Annotated in this window: 13 protein-coding genes; 3 read left to right on the top strand and 10 right to left on the bottom strand. The window is 72.4% G+C overall.

The window, feature by feature from the left end; translation table 11 throughout:
• Positions 1-77 precede the first annotated feature (77 nt).
• From GPA02_RS03215 to GPA02_RS03180, 8 genes are all read right to left on the bottom strand, one after another.
• Positions 78-1,367, bottom strand: coding sequence for a thymidine phosphorylase (locus GPA02_RS03215; protein ID WP_156198395.1), 1,290 nt, complete (start codon positions 1,365-1,367; stop codon positions 78-80).
• Positions 1,360-1,767 carry a cytidine deaminase gene (locus GPA02_RS03210; protein WP_156198394.1) on the bottom strand — a complete coding sequence of 136 codons (408 nt, stop codon included), beginning with the start codon at positions 1,765-1,767 and terminating at the stop codon, positions 1,360-1,362. Before GPA02_RS03210 ends, GPA02_RS03215 begins: the two co-directional genes overlap by 8 nt.
• Before the next feature lie 44 nt (positions 1,768-1,811).
• A complete protein-coding gene (locus GPA02_RS03205) occupies positions 1,812-3,089 on the bottom strand; it encodes an ABC transporter permease (protein WP_240133844.1) in 1,278 nt (425 codons plus the stop codon).
• On the bottom strand, positions 3,086-4,393 hold the full coding sequence (locus GPA02_RS03200) for an ABC transporter permease (protein WP_156198393.1): 1,308 nt from the start codon (positions 4,391-4,393) through the stop codon (positions 3,086-3,088). Before GPA02_RS03200 ends, GPA02_RS03205 begins: the two co-directional genes overlap by 4 nt.
• The gene (locus GPA02_RS03195) at positions 4,390-6,018 is read right to left on the bottom strand and encodes an ABC transporter ATP-binding protein (protein ID WP_156198392.1); all 1,629 of its coding nucleotides are present in this window, start codon (positions 6,016-6,018) and stop codon (positions 4,390-4,392) included. Before GPA02_RS03195 ends, GPA02_RS03200 begins: the two co-directional genes overlap by 4 nt.
• A gap of 110 nt (positions 6,019-6,128) precedes the next feature.
• Entirely contained in the window at positions 6,129-7,241 is a 1,113-nt protein-coding gene (locus GPA02_RS03190; RefSeq protein WP_156198391.1) for a BMP family lipoprotein, read from the bottom strand.
• A gap of 251 nt (positions 7,242-7,492) precedes the next feature.
• Positions 7,493-8,716, bottom strand: coding sequence for an amidohydrolase (locus GPA02_RS03185; RefSeq protein WP_420809348.1), 1,224 nt, complete (start codon positions 8,714-8,716; stop codon positions 7,493-7,495).
• A gap of 79 nt (positions 8,717-8,795) precedes the next feature.
• Positions 8,796-9,902, bottom strand: a complete 1,107-nt coding sequence (locus tag GPA02_RS03180) for a mannose-1-phosphate guanylyltransferase (RefSeq protein WP_240133843.1) — start codon at positions 9,900-9,902, stop codon at positions 8,796-8,798.
• Between the two features lie 109 nt (positions 9,903-10,011).
• Between GPA02_RS03180 and GPA02_RS03175 the strand changes: the two genes are divergently transcribed.
• The 3 genes from GPA02_RS03175 to GPA02_RS03165 all read left to right on the top strand — a co-directional run bounded on the left by GPA02_RS03175 (position 10,012) and on the right by GPA02_RS03165 (position 13,486).
• Positions 10,012-10,707 carry a succinate dehydrogenase cytochrome b subunit gene (locus tag GPA02_RS03175; protein WP_338027440.1) on the top strand — a complete coding sequence of 232 codons (696 nt, stop codon included), beginning with the start codon at positions 10,012-10,014 and terminating at the stop codon, positions 10,705-10,707.
• Between the two features lie 71 nt (positions 10,708-10,778).
• The gene (locus tag GPA02_RS03170) at positions 10,779-12,746 is read left to right on the top strand and encodes a fumarate reductase/succinate dehydrogenase flavoprotein subunit (RefSeq protein WP_240133851.1); all 1,968 of its coding nucleotides are present in this window, start codon (positions 10,779-10,781) and stop codon (positions 12,744-12,746) included.
• Entirely contained in the window at positions 12,743-13,486 is a 744-nt protein-coding gene (locus tag GPA02_RS03165) for a succinate dehydrogenase/fumarate reductase iron-sulfur subunit (RefSeq protein WP_156198389.1), read from the top strand. The genes GPA02_RS03170 and GPA02_RS03165 overlap by 4 nt, the downstream gene beginning before the upstream one ends.
• A gap of 1,249 nt (positions 13,487-14,735) precedes the next feature.
• On the opposite strand, the gene GPA02_RS03160 is transcribed toward GPA02_RS03165, so the two are convergent.
• Together GPA02_RS03160 and GPA02_RS03155 are read right to left on the bottom strand one after the other, a co-directional pair.
• Complete coding sequence (locus GPA02_RS03160; RefSeq protein ID WP_162457688.1) at positions 14,736-15,575, bottom strand: hypothetical protein; 840 nt, start codon at positions 15,573-15,575, stop codon at positions 14,736-14,738.
• 133 nt (positions 15,576-15,708) lie between these two features.
• Positions 15,709-16,842, bottom strand: a complete 1,134-nt coding sequence (locus GPA02_RS03155; protein WP_156198387.1) for a YihY/virulence factor BrkB family protein — start codon at positions 16,840-16,842, stop codon at positions 15,709-15,711.
• Between the last annotated feature and the right edge of the window lie 8 nt (positions 16,843-16,850).

Genomic DNA, 16,850 nt, shown 5'->3' with positions numbered 1-16,850 from the left:
CCTTAGGAAGAATCAATATGCCCAGAGCGTAGCGCAGCGACATGGTGGCCCGACGCAGCGGCACCGGAGGGGTGTGCTCAGCCGACGCGCTCGATGACCACCGGCCCGACGGCGGCGCGGTCGCCCTCCGGCGCGATCGTCACGGCGTCGGCCAGCGCGTCCTTGGCGCGCTCGAACCGCTCGGGGGTGTCGGTGTGGAGCGTCATCAGCGGCTCGCCGGCGCGCACGACGGCGCCCGGCTTGGCGTGCATCTCGACGCCCGCCCCCGCCTGCACGTCCTCGTCGCGCCGCGCCCGGCCCGCACCGAGGCGCCACGCGGCGACCCCGACGGCCAGCGCATCGAGGCGGACGAGCACGCCGTCGGCGGGCGCGAGCACCTGCTCGGTGTGGCGCGCGACGGGCAGCGGCGCGTCCGGGTCGCCGCCCTGCGCGGCGATCATGCGGCGCCAGGTGTCCATCGCGCGACCGTCGGCGAGCGCAGGGGCCGGGTCGACGTCCGGCTTGCCCGCCGCGGCGAGCATCTCGCGCGCCAGCGCGAGCGTGAGCGCGACGACGTCGGGCGGGCCGCCGCCGGCGAGCACCTCCACCGACTCCCGGACCTCGAGCGCGTTGCCCGCCGTCAGCCCCAACGGGGTCGACATGTCGGTGAGCAGCGCGACCGTGCGCACGCCGGCGTCCGTGCCGAGGTCGACCATCGTGCGGGCGAGCTCGCGCGCGTCGTCCAGGCTCTTCATGAACGCACCGGAGCCGACCTTGACGTCGAGCACAAGGGCCCCGGTGCCCTCCGCGATCTTCTTGCTCATGATCGAGCTCGCGATCAGCGGGATCGACTCGACCGTGCCGGTGACGTCGCGCAGCGCGTACAGCTTGCGGTCGGCGGGCGCGAGGCCCGAGCCGGCCTGGCACACGACCGCGCCGACCTCCTCGAGCTGGGCGAGCATCTCCTCGTTCGACAGCGCCGCACGCCAGCCCGGGATCGCCTCGAGCTTGTCGAGCGTGCCGCCGGTGTGGCCGAGGCCGCGCCCGGACAGCTGCGGCACCGCCACCCCGAACGTCGCGACCAGCGGCGCGAGGGGCAGCGTGATCTTGTCCCCCACGCCGCCGGTGGAGTGCTTGTCCGCCGTCGGCCGGCTCAGCGAGGAGAAGTCCATGCGCTCGCCGGTCGCGATCATGGCGGCCGTCCAGCGTGCGATCTCCCGGCGGCTCATGCCGTTGAGGAGGATCGCCATCGCGAGCGCCGACATCTGCTCCTCGGCGACGACGCCGCGGGTGTAGGCGTCGACGACCCAGTCGATCTGGTCGTCGCTCAGCTCCCCCCGGTCGCGCTTGGTCCGGATGACGTCGACGGCGTCGAACCGCTCAGTCACGCTGCGTCCCCTCCTCCAGCTGGGTGGGCCCGAACGCGTCGGGCAGCACCTCGGTCATCGGCCTGATCCCGGAGACGGTGTCGACGAGCAGCTCCGGCCCGCCGTGCTCCCAGAGCAGCTGGCGGCAGCGGCCGCACGGCATCAGCCGCGAGCCCCGGCTGTCGCAGCAGGTGAACGCGACCAGCCGCCCGCCGCCACCGGTGACGAGCGCCGACACCAGCGAGCACTCCGCGCACAGCGTCACGCCGTAGGCGGCGTTCTCGACGTTGCAGCCGACCACGACCTCGCCGCGGTCGGTCAGCGCCGCCGCCCCCACCGGGAAGTGCGAGTAGGGCACGTAGGCGCGGGTCATCACCTCGCGCGCTGCCGCTCGCAGCGCCTCCCAGTCGATCGAGCTCACAGTGCCATCCTGCCTTCCGCCGTCGGGCGCCGGGGCGCCCGTGGTCACTTGACGTACGGGATGCCCTCGGCCGCCGGCGGGCGCACCTTGCCACCGAAGCCGGCGACGGCGAACAGCGTGACGATGTAGGGGATCATCAGCGGGATGTTCGAGTCGAGCGTGACGCCGAACGAGCGCAGCGACTGGCTCAGCGCCGCGGCGAAGCCGAAGAACAGCGCCGCGACGATGGCGCCGCTCGGGGTCCACCGACCGAGGATGAGCGCCGCGAGCGCGATGAAGCCGGAGCCGGCGGTGATGTCGATCCCGAACGCCAGGCCCTGGCCGATCGTGAAGAACGCCCCACCCAGACCCGCGATCGCCGAACCGAGCAGCGTGTTGCGCCACCGCGTGCGGTTGACGTCGATGCCGACGGTGTCGGCGGCCTTCGGGTGCTCGCCGACCGCGCGCACCCGCAGCCCCCAGCGGGAGCGGAACAGGTAGACGTGCAGCGTGATCGCGATCGCGTAGAGCAGGTACACGAGCAGGTTCTGCCGGAACAGCACCGGCCCGAGCACCGGGATGTCCGAGAGCAGCGGGATCGGCAGCGCCGGCAACCGCGACCGGTCGTTCCAGCCGTCGAGCTCGGTGAGCAGGCCCTTGAAGAAGAACGTCGTCAGGCCCAGCACCAGCACGTTGAGCACGACGCCGGTGATGACCTGGTTGACCTGGTAGCGGATCGAGAACCAGGCGAGCAGCGCACCGACGCCGACGCCGGCGATCGGGGCGGCGACGAGACCCACGTAGGGGTTGCCGCCCGCGAGCGAGGCCACGACGGCGCCCGCGAACGCGCCGCCGAGCAGCTGGCCCTCGATCGCGATGTTGACGATGCCGACCCGCTCGCAGACGACGCCGCACAGCGCGCCGAACATCAGCGGCGTCGCGAGGAACAGCGTGCTGGCCAGCAGGTCGGTGAGCGGCAGCACCGAGCTCTTGCCGGAGACCAGGTGGACGAGGAACGCCAGCAGCAGGAACCCACCCGCCGCGACCGTCAGCCACATCGGGACCGTGCGGCGGGTGCGCAGCACCTGCACGAGCGCCACGACCGCGAGCACGGCGGCGATCGCGGCGGGGACGCCGACCGCGAGCGTCGCGGGCAGCGTCATCAGCGGGATCTGCAGGGCCTCCGGGCCGCGGGTCAGCTGGACGCGCGCGTCGCCCGGCGGCACGGTGAGGATCAGCACGACCGCGACGACGGCGATCAGGCCGAACCCGACGACGGGACGGGTCACCGACCGCGGCTTGACGACGGCGGTGTCCTCGGTCTCGGTCACGACGGCGGTCACGCGGCCACCTCCTCACGACGGCGGCGGATCACCGCGGGGTCGGGCAGTCGGAACACGGCGCGGACCAGCGGCGGCGCCGCGATGAGCAGCACGATCACCGCCTGCAGGACGGTGACCAGCTCGGCCTCGGCGCCGGCACGCGAGGCCATGATGCGGCCACCGGCGGCGAGCGCGCCGAACAGCAGACCCGCCAGCACGGTGCCGACCGGGCGGTTGCGCCCGAGCAGCGCGACCGTGATCGCGTCGAAGCCGATCGTGCCGGCGACCGAGCTCGTGAGCTTCCACTCGGTGCCCGCGACGAGCATCGCGCCTGCGAGGCCGCACAGCAGCCCGGACAGCGCCAGCGAGACGACGGTGCTGCGCTCGACGCTCATCCCCGCGGTGCGCGCGGCCTCCTGGTTGGCGCCCACGGCACGGAGCCGGAACCCCAGCACCGACCGCTCCATCAGCCACCAGACGAGGAACGCGGCCGCGAGCGCGAGCACGAAGCCCAGGTGCAGGCGGAAGCCGGGCCCCATGAGCAGCGGCAGCCGCGCGGTGCTCTCCAGCAGCGGCGAGACCTGCGGGGTGGCACTGGCGAAGGCGGCCGTGCCCAGCACCCACAGCAGGAAGAACCGCGAGGTGTTGTTGAGCATGATCGTCGTGATGACCTCGTGGGCGCCGAAGCGCGCCTTGAGGAACCCCGGGATCGCACCGGCGACCGCGCCGCCGAGCGCGCAGCCCAGCAGCACGACGAGGACGTGCACACCCACCGGCAGCTCGAGCGCGAAGCCGAGGTAGGAGCCGACGATCGCGCCGAGGACGATCTGGCTCTGACCACCGATGTTGAACAGGCCGGCGCGGAACGTCAGCCCCAGCCCGAGCCCGGCGAGGATCAGCGGCGTCGCGATCGTCAGGCTCTCGGTCAGCGGCCGGATCCGCCGCTCGGGCGTCGGCGCCTGGGAGTCGTACACCGCGCCCTGGAAGAGCGCGAGGTAGGCCTCGGAGATGGCCCGCCACGACTCGCGGAAGAAGTCGCTCGGGCGCTGGAAGAGGTAGCCGAGGGTGGCCTGCACCTCGGTGTCGCCCATGAGGATGAGCACCGAGCCGACCACCATCGCGAGCACGACGGCGCCGACCGTGATCAGCCACGAGGAGCTCGTGATGTCCTCGAGCACGCGGCGCGTCACCGAGGTGGTGGGGCGCGGCTCCGACGGCGGGGCGTGCGGCACGTCGGGACCGGTCTCGGCGGGGGCCGCCGGCGTCGCGTCCTCGACGGCGGGGTCCGGGCCGCGCGAGCCCTCGCGCCGGTCGTCCTGCGTCATCGGTTCTCCTCCACCTGGTCGTCGGTGATCGGCTGCGGCACCGGCTCGACCGAGGACTCAGGGTCCGCCTCGAGGTCGGCCTCGCCGAGCACGGTGTGGTGACGCGCGGCCTCCTTGCGGGCCTCCTCGGCCGGCACCCCGGCCATCATGAGACCGAGCACGTCGCGGTCCTCGCCGCCGTCGACGACGCCGACGAGCCGCCCGTTGCACATGACGGCGATGCGGTCGGCGAGCGCGAGCACCTCGTCGAGCTCGGTCGAGACGATGAGCACGCCGGCGCCGTTGTCGCGCTCGGCCACGATCCGCTTGTGCACGAACTCGATCGAGCCGACGTCGAGGCCGCGGGTGGGCTGCGAGGCCACCAGCAGCGACAACGGTCGGGACATCTCGCGCGCGAGCACGACCTTCTGCTGGTTGCCGCCCGAGAGGGTGCCGACCGGCCGCTCGATCGAGGTCGTGCGGACGTCGAACTCCTTGACGCGGTCCTCGGCGTTCTCGCGCAGGTAGCGCACGTTGAGCGCGCCGAAGGAGGAGTACGGGGCCTCGCCCACGAGGTCGAGCACGAGGTTCTCGGTGATGCTGAAGTCGGCGACGATCCCGGAGGTGGTGCGGTCCTCGGGGACGAAGCCCATGCCGGCGTCGAGACGCTCGCGCACCCCGAGCCTGCTGATGTCACGGCCGTCGAGCTCGATGCGCCCGGCGCTCGTCGGGCCCGTGCCGAGGATCGCCTCGGTCAGCTCGGTCTGGCCGTTGCCCTGCACGCCGGCGAGCGCGACGATCTCGCCGCGCGCGACCTCGAGGCTGACGTCCTTGACGACCTCGACGCCGTTGGCGTCGTGCACGACGAGGTTCTGCACCGTCAGCGCGGGCTCCCCCGGAGTCGCGGGCGCCTTGTCCACGCCGAGGTTGACCGAGCGGCCGACCATGAGCGAGGCGAGCTCGGTCTCGGTGGCGGTCGGGTCGGCGCTGCCCACGACCTTCCCGAGCCGGATGATCGTGATCGCGTCGGCGATCGCACGCACCTCGCGCAGCTTGTGCGTGATGAAGATGATCGAGGTGCCGGAGGCCTTGAGCCGGCCCATGATCTGGATCAGCTCGTCGGTCTCCTGCGGGGTGAGCACCGCCGTCGGCTCGTCGAGGATCAGCACCTCGGCCTGGCGCGACAGCGCCTTGACGATCTCGACGCGCTGCTGCTCGCCGACCGAGAGGTCCTCGATGCGCGCGTCGGGGTCGATGCTGAAGCCGAGCGACTCCGCGGTCTCGCGGACCAGCCGGCGGGCGGCCTCGAGATCGAGCAGCCCCGCGCCGCGGACGCGCTCCTGTCCGAGCACGATGTTCTCGGCGACGGTGAAGACGGGCACGAGCATGAAGTGCTGGTGCACCATGCCGATGCCGGCGGCCATCGCGTCGCCCGGGCCGGAGAACGCGACGGGCTCACCGTCGATGACGATCTCACCGCCGTCGGGCTCGTACAGCCCGTACAGCACGTTCATCAGCGTGCTCTTGCCGGCACCGTTCTCGCCCAGGATGGCGTGGATCTCGCCCGGCTCGACGACGAGGTCGATCGCGTCGTTGGCGACGAACGACCCGAACGTCTTGGTGATCCCCCGCAGCTCCAGCTTCACGGCTGCTCCCTCTCCCCACCCACGTCGGTGGTGACCACGGACACTACCCCGAGACGACTCCGGGGCGACCGTTGCACGGCCACCCCGGAGTCGTTGTGCTCACGCGGTCGTCACGGAGAGTTCGGGGACTCGATGACGAGCTCGCCGGAGATGATCTGCTGCTTGAGCTCCTCGACGCGGTCGACGACCTCCTGGGGCACCTCGCCCTCGAAGTCGTGGAACTCCGACAGGCCGACGCCGCCGTTCTCGAGGGTGCCGATGTAGGGCTCGTTCGAGAAGGAGCCGTTGACCTGCTCCTCGATGGAGTCGAACACCGCGGCGCCGATCTCCTTCATCACCGAGGTGATGATGAGCGAGCCGTAGTCGGTCGTGAGATAGCCGTCGCTGTCGACCCAGACCATCGCGCCGGAGCCGTTGGCCTCGAGCGCGGCACCGGTGCCCAGGCCGACGGGGCCGGCGACCGGGAGGATGATGTCGGCGCCCTGCGAGAGGAACGTCTGGGTGAGGTTCTGGCCGTTCGACTGGTTGTCGAAGTCGCCGGTGAAGTCGCCCTGCTGGGCCTCCTTGTCCCAGCCGAGCAGGGTCACGTCGGAGCCGGTGTCCTCGTTGTACTGGGCGACGCCGTCGTAGTAGCCGTCCATGAACACCTGGACCGACGGGATGGCCATGCCGCCATAGGTCGCGATCGTGCCGGTCTCCGACATCGCCGCGGCCACGTAGCCGCCGAGGAACGCGGCCTCGGCCGTGTTGAACAGCAGCGGCTTGGCGTTGTCGAGCTCGATCGGGTTGAAGTCGTCGTCCGAGAAGCCGGAGTCGACGAGACCGAAGTTGATGTCGGGGTTGGCCTCGGCCGCCGCCTGGATCGCGTTCTCGAGCAGGAAGCCGGCGCCGATGACGTAGGTGCAGCCCTCCTGGATCATCGCGTCGATGTTCGGGCCGAAGTCGGCGTCGGTGGCCGACTCGATCGAGTTGATGGTGATGCCCAGCTCGGCGTCGGCGCGCTGGAGGCCCTCGTAACCGGCCTGGTTGAACGACTGGTCGTCGAACCCGCCCGCGTCGGAGACCAGGCACGCGACGACGTCGCTGGTCGCCTCGCCGCCGTCGTCGGTCGTGGTGGTCTCGGCACCGGTGGGCTCGGGCTCCTCCTCGGGGGCCTGCCCGCACGCGGTGAGGGCGAGCGCCGCGACCGCGAGGGTCGCGAAGCCGTAGATGGACTTCTTCACGTGGGTCTCCTACTCATGGTGAGCACCCACCAGGGGTGCGGCGGGTTGCCGTCGGCCGGCCCCTCACCGGCGACTCGGCTGCCGACGATAACCCCGCGCCGTGTTTCCGGTGTGTTGCATCGTGAGACGGGGGCTTGTTTGTTACCCAACTGGTATGTAGCCCTCGCGCGGGTTCGCGGGCGCGGCGGGGCGCGCCGACCCCCGGTCCGACGGCGACCGCGGCGACCGACGCGACCTCGGTGCCGGAGGGGTCAGACGTCCTCGGGCAGGGCGGCGACGCCGGCGAGCACGCGGACGCCGAACCCGATCGCCGCCTCGTCGACGACGATGTCGCCCTGGTGCAGGTCGTAGCTGCGGCCGCCCGGGGTGCGGGTGCCGAGCCGCACCATGGCGCCTGGCGTGCGCAGCAGGTACCAGCCGAAGTCCTCGCCGCCCAGCGACTGCTCGGTGAGCAGCACCGCGTGCGACCCGATCAGCCGGCGGGCCGCGTCGTCGATCCGGCGCACGCACGGCTCGTCGTTGACGACCGGCGGCACCCCGCGGGTGACGTCGACGTCGATGCCCACCCGGTAGGGCGCGGCGATCTGAGCGATGACCTCCTCGAGGATCTCCTCGGCCTGCTGCCAGGCGCCCTCGTCGAGGCAGCGCAGCGTGCCGGTGACGACGCCTCGCGAGGGGATCGCGTTCGGCGCCGTGCCCGACTGCACCGAGCCCCACGTGAGGTTGGCGCCCGCGCGTGGGTCGATGCGCCGGCCGAGCACCGCCGGCGCCTGCGTGATCACCTGCCCGAGCGCGTAGATGACGTCACCGGTGAGGTGCGGGCGCGAGGTGTGCCCGCCGTCGCTGGTGATCGTGACGGTCACCGTGTCCGAGGCCGAGGTGATCGGCCCGATCCGGGAGCCGATGTGCCCGACGTCGAGCTTGGGGTCGCAGTGCAGCGCGTAGACCTCGTCGACGCCCTCGAGGACGCCCGCGGCGATGACGTCGCCCGCGCCGCCCGGCTGCACCTCCTCGGCGGGCTGGAACAGCAGCCGCACCGCTGCGGTGAGCTGCCCGGCCTCGGCGAGCTCGGCGAGCACGAGCCCCGCGCCGAGCACGGTCGTCGTGTGCACGTCGTGGCCGCACGCGTGCGCCCAGCCGTTGGTGGAGGCGAACGGCAGCCCGGACGTCTCGGCGAGGGGCAGCGCGTCGAGGTCGGCGCGCAGCACGACCCGGCGCAGCCGGCGTGCCTCGGTGGCGTCGACGCCCTTCGGGAGCACGTCGCAGTACAGCCCCGTGCCCGCCAGCAGCTGCGGCTCCAGCCCTGCCGCGCGCAGGCGGTCGGCGACCAGCGCGGTGGTCCGGTGCTCGGTCCGCGCGCCCTCCGGGTGCCGGTGGATGTCGCGCCGGATCTCGACGAGCTCGGGCTCGAGTGCGCGGGTGCGCTCGACGATCTGCGCGGTGAGGTCCTCGGTCGTCACGGGGTTGGCTGGCACGCGCCAAGGGTAGTCGCGGCCACGTGGCCCGGCTCGCGCGCGTCCGGGAGCGGCCGAGCGTCGGACGCCGGCCGGTGGCTCACAGCAGGTCGGTGCGCTCCTCGGCGGCGAGCGCGTCCACCACGCGCTTGACGTCCTGCGCGTGCGCGCGGGTGCTCACCAGCAGCGCGTCCGGGGTGTCGACGACGACGGCGTCCGGGACCCCGAGCACGACGACCGTGCGGCCCGAGGCCGGCACCACCAGCGCGCCCTCGCCCGCGGGCGCCCGGACGAGGCCGGCGTCGCCGAGGACGCGGGTGACGCCGTCGGGGCCGGTCGGGGTGAGCTCGGCGAGCGAGCGCCAGTCCCCGACGTCGCTCCAGCCGAGCACCGCCGGCACGACGGCGATGCCGCCCTCGGCGGCCAGCGGCTCGCTGATCGCGTGGTCGATCGCGATACGGGTCAGGCCGGGCCACACCTCGGCGAGCACGGCGGCGCGCTCGGGGGTGTCCCAGGCCGCGGCGATCCGCTGGAGACCCTCGTGCATGACGGGCTGGTAGCGCTGCAGGTGCCGCAGCAGCACACCCGCCCGCGCGACGTACATGCCGGCGTTCCAGCGGAACCGGCCGGTCGCGAGGTAGGCGGCCGCCGTCTCGGCGTCGGGCTTCTCGGTGAAGGCGCGCACCGCGAAGGCGCCGGGCACGTCGTCGACCGGGTCGCCGGTCTCGACGTAGCCGAACGCGGTCGACGGGTGGTCGGCCTCGATGCCGATCGTGACGACGAGGTCGCGCCGGGCCGCCTCGACGGCGGTGCGGACCGCGTCCGCGAACGCCGCCCGCTCGGTGATGACGTGGTCGGCCGCGAACGAGCCGACGACGAGGTCGGCGTCGGGGTACCGGTGCGCGAGCACCGCGGCCGCGAGCCCGATCGCGGCCATCGAGTCGCGCGGGCTCGGCTCGACCATGAGGTCCTCGGCGGCGAGACCCGGCAGCTGCGCGCCCACTGCCTCGGCGTGGCGCTCCCCCGTGACGACGACCAGCCCGTCGACCAGCGGGTCGAGCCGGTCCCAGGTCGCCTGCAGCAGCGTCCGACCGGTTCCGGTCAGGTCGAGCAGGAACTTCGGGTTCCCGGCGCGCGAGAGCGGCCACAGCCGGGTGCCCGCACCCCCCGCAGGGACGATCGCGCAGAACTTCAGACCCTCGGCCACGTGCCGAGCCTAGTGGCCGCCCGTGGGGGTTTTCGGCAGGCCGAGCGCGCCTATATCGCGGCAGGTCGGGATGGTCAAGAGACCCCTCGGATGGCGATACGGTGTGCAGGTGACCACGACGGCATCCGGGCGCCGCACCGGCCGAGCGTCCACGATCGCACTGAAGCTGTTGATGGCGGTCACCGGTGTGGTGTTCGTCCTCTACGTGCTCGTGCACATGTACGGCAACCTCATGGCCTTCGGCGGCCAGGAGACCTTCGACACCTACGCGCACCACCTGCGCGAGCTGCTCACCCCGATGCTGCCCTACGGCGGTTTCCTGTGGGTGATGCGGGTCGTGCTGGTGGCCTCGCTCGTCGGCCACGCCGGCGCCGCGTTCGCGCTGTGGTCGCGGGCCAACAAGGCACGCGACCAGCGCTACGTCGTCAAGAAGGCCGTGCGGGCGACGCTGTCGTCACGCACGATGCGGTGGGGCGGGGTCGCGCTGCTGGCGTTCGTGGTCTTCCATCTGCTGCACCTGACCACCCACACGATCGACCCGGCGGGGACCGGTGGCGACAGCCCGTACCTGCGGCTCGTCGAGGGCTTCGAGCTGTGGTGGGTCACGCTGATCTACCTGGTCGCGATGGTCGCCCTCGGCATGCACCTGCGGCACGGGGCGTTCAGCGCGCTGCAGACGCTCGGTCTGACCAGCACCAAGAAGCGCTACCGCATCGCCCAGGGCTTCGGGCTGACGCTCGCGATCGTCATCGCCGGCGGCTTCTCGCTCGTGCCGCTGAGCGTGCTGGTCGGCATCATCCAGTGAGGGACGTGACTGCCGTGTCATCCGCATCTTCCGCACCCGCCGGGACCGCCGTCGAGGAGAAGGAGGCGCCCGTGCAGGACGACGCCGCCGGCTACTACACGCTCGGCGACCCGATCAGCGACGCCAAGGCGCCGCGCGGACCGATCGACCAGCGCTGGACGCAGCGCATCTTCGACGCCCGCCTGGTGAACCCCGCGAACCGCCGCAAGCTCAGCATCATCGTCGTCGGCACCGGGCTCGCAGGCGCCTCGGCCGCGGCGACGCTCGGCGAGGCCGGCTACCGGGTGCAGGCGTTCTTCTACCAGGACTCCCCGCGCCGGGCGCACTCGATCGCGGCGCAGGGCGGCATCAACGCCGCCAAGAACTACAAGGGCGACGGCGACTCGATCCACCGTCTCTTCTACGACACCGTCAAGGGCGGCGACTACCGCTCGCGCGAGTCGAACGTGTACCGGCTCGCCGAGGTGAGCGCGAACATCATCGACCAGTGCGTCGCGCAGGGCGTGCCCTTCGCGCGCGAGTACGGCGGCCTGCTCGACAACCGCTCCTTCGGCGGCGTGCAGGTCTCGCGCACCTTCTACGCGCGCGGCCAGACGGGCCAGCAGCTGCTCATCGGCGCCTACCAGGCGATGGAGCGCCAAGTCGCCGCGGGGACCGTGACGCCCTACGCGCGCCACGAGATGCTCGAGCTGATCGTCGTCGACGGCAAGGCCCGCGGCATCGTCACCCGCGACATGGTCTCCGGTGCGATCGAGACCCACCTGGCCGACGCCGTCGTGCTCGCCTCGGGCGGTTACGGCAACGTGTTCTTCCTGTCGACCAACGCGATGGGGTCGAACGTCACCGCGAGCTGGCGGGCGCACCGCAAGGGCGCGTTCTTCGCGAACCCCTGCTACACGCAGATCCACCCGACCTGCATCCCGGTCTCGGGCGAGCACCAGTCGAAGCTCACGCTGATGAGCGAGTCGCTGCGCAACGACGGCCGCATCTGGGTGCCGAAGCGCGCCGAGGACTGCGACAAGGACCCCCGGGACATCCCCGAGGAGGACCGCGACTACTACCTCGAGCGGATCTACCCCAGCTTCGGCAACCTCGTGCCGCGCGACATCGCCTCCCGGCAGGCGAAGAACATGTGCGACGAGGGACGCGGTGTCGGGCCGATGGTCGGCGACAAGCGTCGCGGCGTCTACCTGGACTTCGCCGAGGCGATCCAGCGCCTGGGGCGCTCCGCCGTCGAGGCCAAGTACGGCAACCTCTTCGACATGTACTCCCGGATCACCGGCGAGGACCCGTACCAGGTGCCGATGCGGATCTACCCCGCGGTGCACTACACGATGGGCGGGCTGTGGGTCGACTACGACCTGCAGTCCACGATCCCCGGCCTGTTCGTGATCGGCGAGGCGAACTTCTCCGACCACGGCGCCAACCGGCTGGGTGCCTCGGCGCTCATGCAGGGTCTGGCCGACGGGTACTTCGTGCTGCCGAACACGATCCGCGACTACCTCGCGGACGGGCCGTTCCCGGCGGTCGCGCCCGACGCCCCCGAGGTCGTCGAGGCGCGTGCCGACGTCGAGGACCGTGTGCAGCGGCTGCTGTCGATCAACGGCTCCCGCACGGTCGACAGCTTCCACCGCGAGCTCGGCCACATCATGTGGGAGTACTGCGGCATGGAGCGTACGGCCGAGGGCCTGCGCACCGCGATCGAGCGGATCCGCGCGCTGCGCGAGGAGTTCTGGCGCGACGTGCGTGTGCTGGGTACCGGCGACTCGCTCAACCAGTCGCTCGAGAAGGCCGGCCGGGTAGCCGACTTCCTGGAGCTCGGTGAGCTGATGTGCATCGACGCGCTGCACCGCCGGGAGTCCTGCGGCGGGCACTTCCGCGCCGAGTCCCAGACCCCCGACGGCGAGGCGTTGCGTGACGACGCCAACTTCGCCTATGTCGGGGCGTGGGAGTGGGGTGGCGACCCCAGCGCGCCGGTCCTGCACAAGGAGGACCTCGTCTACGAGTTCGTCGAGATGAAGCAGCGGAGCTACAAGTGAACCTGACCCTCAAGATCTGGCGCCAGGCGAGCGGCGACGCGCAGGGCGAGATGAAGACGTACCCGATCGAGGACGTCTCCCCTGACATGTCGTTCCTCGAGATGCTCGACGTGCTCAACGAGCGGCTGACCGCGCAGGGCGAGGAGCCGGTCGCGTTCGACAGCGACTGCCGCGAGGGCATCTGCGGCATGTGCGGCCTCATGATCAACGGCGTCGCGCACGGCCCTGAGGTCACGACGACCTGCCAGCTGCACATGCGGTCGTTCTCCGACGGCGACGAGATCACGATCGAGCCCTGGCGCGCCAGCGGCTTCCCGGTGCTGCGCGACCTGTGCGTCGACCGCTCCGCGTTCGACCGCATCATCGCCGCCGGTGGCTACGTGTCGGTCAACACCGGCGCCGCCCCGGACGCGCACGCCACCCCGGTACCGAAGGAGAACGCCGACCGCGCGTTCGACGCCGCCACCTGCATCAGCTGCGGCGCCTGCGTCGCGGCCTGCCCCAACGGCTCGGCCTCGCTGTTCCTCGGCGCGAAGATCACCCACCTCGCCGAGCTCCCCCAGGGCCAGGCGGAGCGCCACAGCCGCGTGCTGTCGATGGTGCACCAGCACGACCTCGAGGGCTTCGGCGGCTGCACGAACATCGGCGAGTGCACCGCGGTCTGCCCCAAGGAGATCCCGCAGGACGTCATCGCCACCCTCAACCACGACATGCGCCACGCCCTGTGGCACCGCGTGTGAGGACTCTGCTGGGCTGACGGAAGACTAGGGGCGCGTGTCCCTGGGAGCGAGCGTGCGCACGTCTGCGCGGAGCGGCACCTGGTGCTGCGGCGCGACCGCTCGGTCGGGTCTGGGCGTCGCGGCGCTTGGTACCGCGGTGCGTCCGCGACGGGCTCGGGCGGCTCCGCGCGTCGCGGCACCCGGTTCTGCGGTGCTTCTGCGACGTGGGCTTGGGATGGCGGGGTCGGGACGGCTCGAGCTGCAGCGTCGCGTCTCGAGGTGGTTGCCTTCCGCGCGGTCAGGGGTGCGGTCCGGCTCCTGAGGTGACGTCGTACACGTCCCGAGGGGCGGCTCATCCCGCCCCGACCCTGCGCGGCGCGGCGTGCATTTGTGGCGCTGCGGTCACTTCGGTACGGGAACCGAGGCTGCGGCGTGACATTCGTGGCCCAGCTGGTCACTTCTGCACACCGACGCACCCCGACACCTCACCGCACTTCTAGCCGCCCCCTCGCCCCGGCATCTCACGCCACCCGTGCCCCTGCCCCGCCTGCGCCTGCGCCCACCCCGGCTCGGCTCGACCCGGCTCGCCCGCCCCACAGGCACGGTAAGGCGCGGCGCGCATTCGTGGCGCTGCGGTCACTTCGGTACGGGAACCGAGGCTGCGGCGTGACATTCGTGGCCCAGGTGGTCACTTCTGCATACCGCCCTCCTTTCACAGCACTTCGTGCCGCTCCCTCGTCCTGGCATCTCACGCCACCCGTCCCCTTTCCCCGCCTGCGCCTGCACCCACCCCGGCTCGGCATCTCACGCGACCCGTGCCCTTTCCCCGCCTGTGCCTGCACCCACTCCGCCTTGGCTCGGTGCAGCGCGCCCGCCCCGCGGGCCCACCCAGCTCGGCGCGCTGTGCATTCGTGGCGTCGCGGTCACTTCGGTACGGGAATCGAGGCTGCGGCAGGGCATCCGTGGCCCAGGTGGTCACTTCTGCACGCCCGGCGCACCCTCACCGCACTGTCACCGCACGTCTTGCCGCTCCCGTCGTCCCGGCGTCTGACCCGACCCGTGCCCTGCCACGCCGGCACCCGCACCCAACCCCGCTCGGCTCGGCGCGGCTCGCCCGCCCCGCGGCGCACCACGTGCATTCGTGGCTCTGCGGTCACTTCGGTACGGGAACCGAGGCTGCGGCGTGACATTCGTGGCCCAGGTGGTCACTTCTGCGCGCCAGTCCCGCCACCCTCACCCGACGCCGCCGTGCGCTCCCCCGCTGCGCCGCCTAGGCGTGCGGAAAGTGCCGCCGCCACTGCTGGCTGGCGGGCGGGAGCGGGGCACCCGCGGTGTGCAGGGCGCGCCGGATGCGGCCGAGGACGCGCTCGGGCTGCCACATCTGCAGACCGGTCACGGTGACGACCCGCCACGACTCGTGGTCGAGGTCCTCGCGGCGCTCGACGTCGTCGCTCCACTGCAGGTCACGCTCGACGTGGTGGCGGCCGTCGTACTCGACGGCGACCCGCCAGTCCGGGTACGCGAGGTCGAGGTAGCGGGTCCGGCCCGCGACGCGGACCTCGTAGCCGGTCGCAGGCTCCGGCAGACCACCGAGGACCACGAGCAGGCGCAGCCGCGTCTCGGGCGGTGACGCGACCCGCGGCCGCACGAGCGCGGCGGCGCGCCGGGCGCGGGGTGCGCCGCGACGGGACGTGCCAGCGGACGCCCTGACCAGCTGGGCCGGCGAGGCGTACCCCTCCCGCACGATCGCGTCGCCCAGCACCACGGCGTCCACGAGCGGGTGCTCAGCAGCGACGTCGACGAACGTCTCCGCCGTCGTCGTCAGCGGCAGCCCGAGGTGCGAGCTGAGCCGTCGCACCCCACGGTGCACCACGATGCCCGCCCGGCGGCAGCGCGGCGCGTCGGGCGGGACGAGCAGGTGGGTGTCCTCGTCCGCGGGGACCGGCAGACCTCTCAGCTCGGCCGCGGTCACGCCGTACGCTGCCGCTCCTTCCACCGCCAGCAGCGCGCCACGGACACGCACCGCCGGTGTCACCGTGACATCGGCACCCACGTAGACGCCCTGGAACAGCCGCTGGTAGGTCGGTCCCTCGAGCCTGCGCCGGCTCACCCCGGCCGCCACCGCGTGCGCCCGTGCGAACGGGAGCGAGGGATCGAGCGCCACACCTCATCGTGACGCGCCGCAGGCCTTGCTCGCTCGCGCCGTCCACAGCAGGCGTCGGACGTGCACGCGCCGACGGCGATCAGGCGTCGCGGAACCCGCGCCACTTGCGACGCACCCAGCCGATCAGACCGCCCCAGTAGGGCGGGCGCTCCGGCTCGGGCTCGGGCCGCTCGGGCTGCAGCCGCCCGGTCTGCGGGTCGTGCTCCCACGCGAGCGTGCCCGGATCGGACTCCGTCACGAAGTTGGGGGTCTCGTCAACGTGCGTGACGTCGTCCGGCCCGATCTCGGGCACCGCCGGCGGGTTCGCCGTCCAGGCGCACGCCATCAGCAGCACCCGCACGACGAGGTTGACCCAGAGCAGCAGGGTGACGATCGCGGCGAACGGCGCGAGCAGCGGGTTGTCGGAGACCGAGCCCACGATCGTGGTGCCGAGGAACCGGATCACGCCGGCGCCGACCGCGACGACCAGCGACCCGATCAGCAGGTCGCGCCGCGGCGGCCGCGCGCCGCCGAGGCCGCGCACCAGCACGACGACGACCGCGAGGTCGACGGCGAGCGCGACCAGGTGCCCCAGCACCCGCAGCAGCACCTGCGTCACCGGCGCGTCGGCCAGCCCCACGAGCCCGGCCACCGCCGAGCCCGCGGCCCCGACCGCGATGCCGAGCGCTGCCGTCAGCACGACGGCGAGGGCCAGCGCCAGGAAGCCCGCGAGGTCGCGCAGCTTCGCGACGAGGATGTTCTCGCCCGGTGCCACGATGCCGAACATCGCCCGGATCCCGGTGCGCAGGGCCGCCATCACCGACGTCGCGGCGTTGAGCAGCACGAGGAAGCCGACGACCGCCGTCACGATCGAGGCGCCCGGCGAGAACTGGAGGCTGTCGAGCGAGACGAGACCGCCGTCACCGGTGTCGACGATGCCGGGCAGCGCGGAGTCGAGCGCGTCGAGGACCGCCTGCCGCAGCTGCTCGTCGCTGCCGAGCACCGCCATGAAGATCGAGAGGCCGACGACGAGCGCGGCGAAGATCGAGAACAGCGCCGAGTACGCGATGCCACCGGTCAGCAACGCCCCGTTGGCGGCGCCGTACCGCCCGAGCGCGCGGGCGACCCTGGTCTGCTTCCACCACGCCAGCAGCCGTGCCAGCCGGCCCTGTGGTGCGGTGCCGTCGGTGCCGTCGTTGCCGTCGGTGCCGTCGGCGTCCGTGCCCTCGGCCATCGGCGGCT

Origin of the sequence: Actinotalea caeni (genome assembly GCF_009733795.1) — a bacterium.
Classification (GTDB): Bacteria; Actinomycetota; Actinomycetes; order Actinomycetales; family Beutenbergiaceae; genus Pseudactinotalea; species Pseudactinotalea caeni.
The sequence above is the reverse complement of the archived record's forward strand: the minus strand, read 5'-3'. Positions and strand labels throughout refer to the sequence as shown.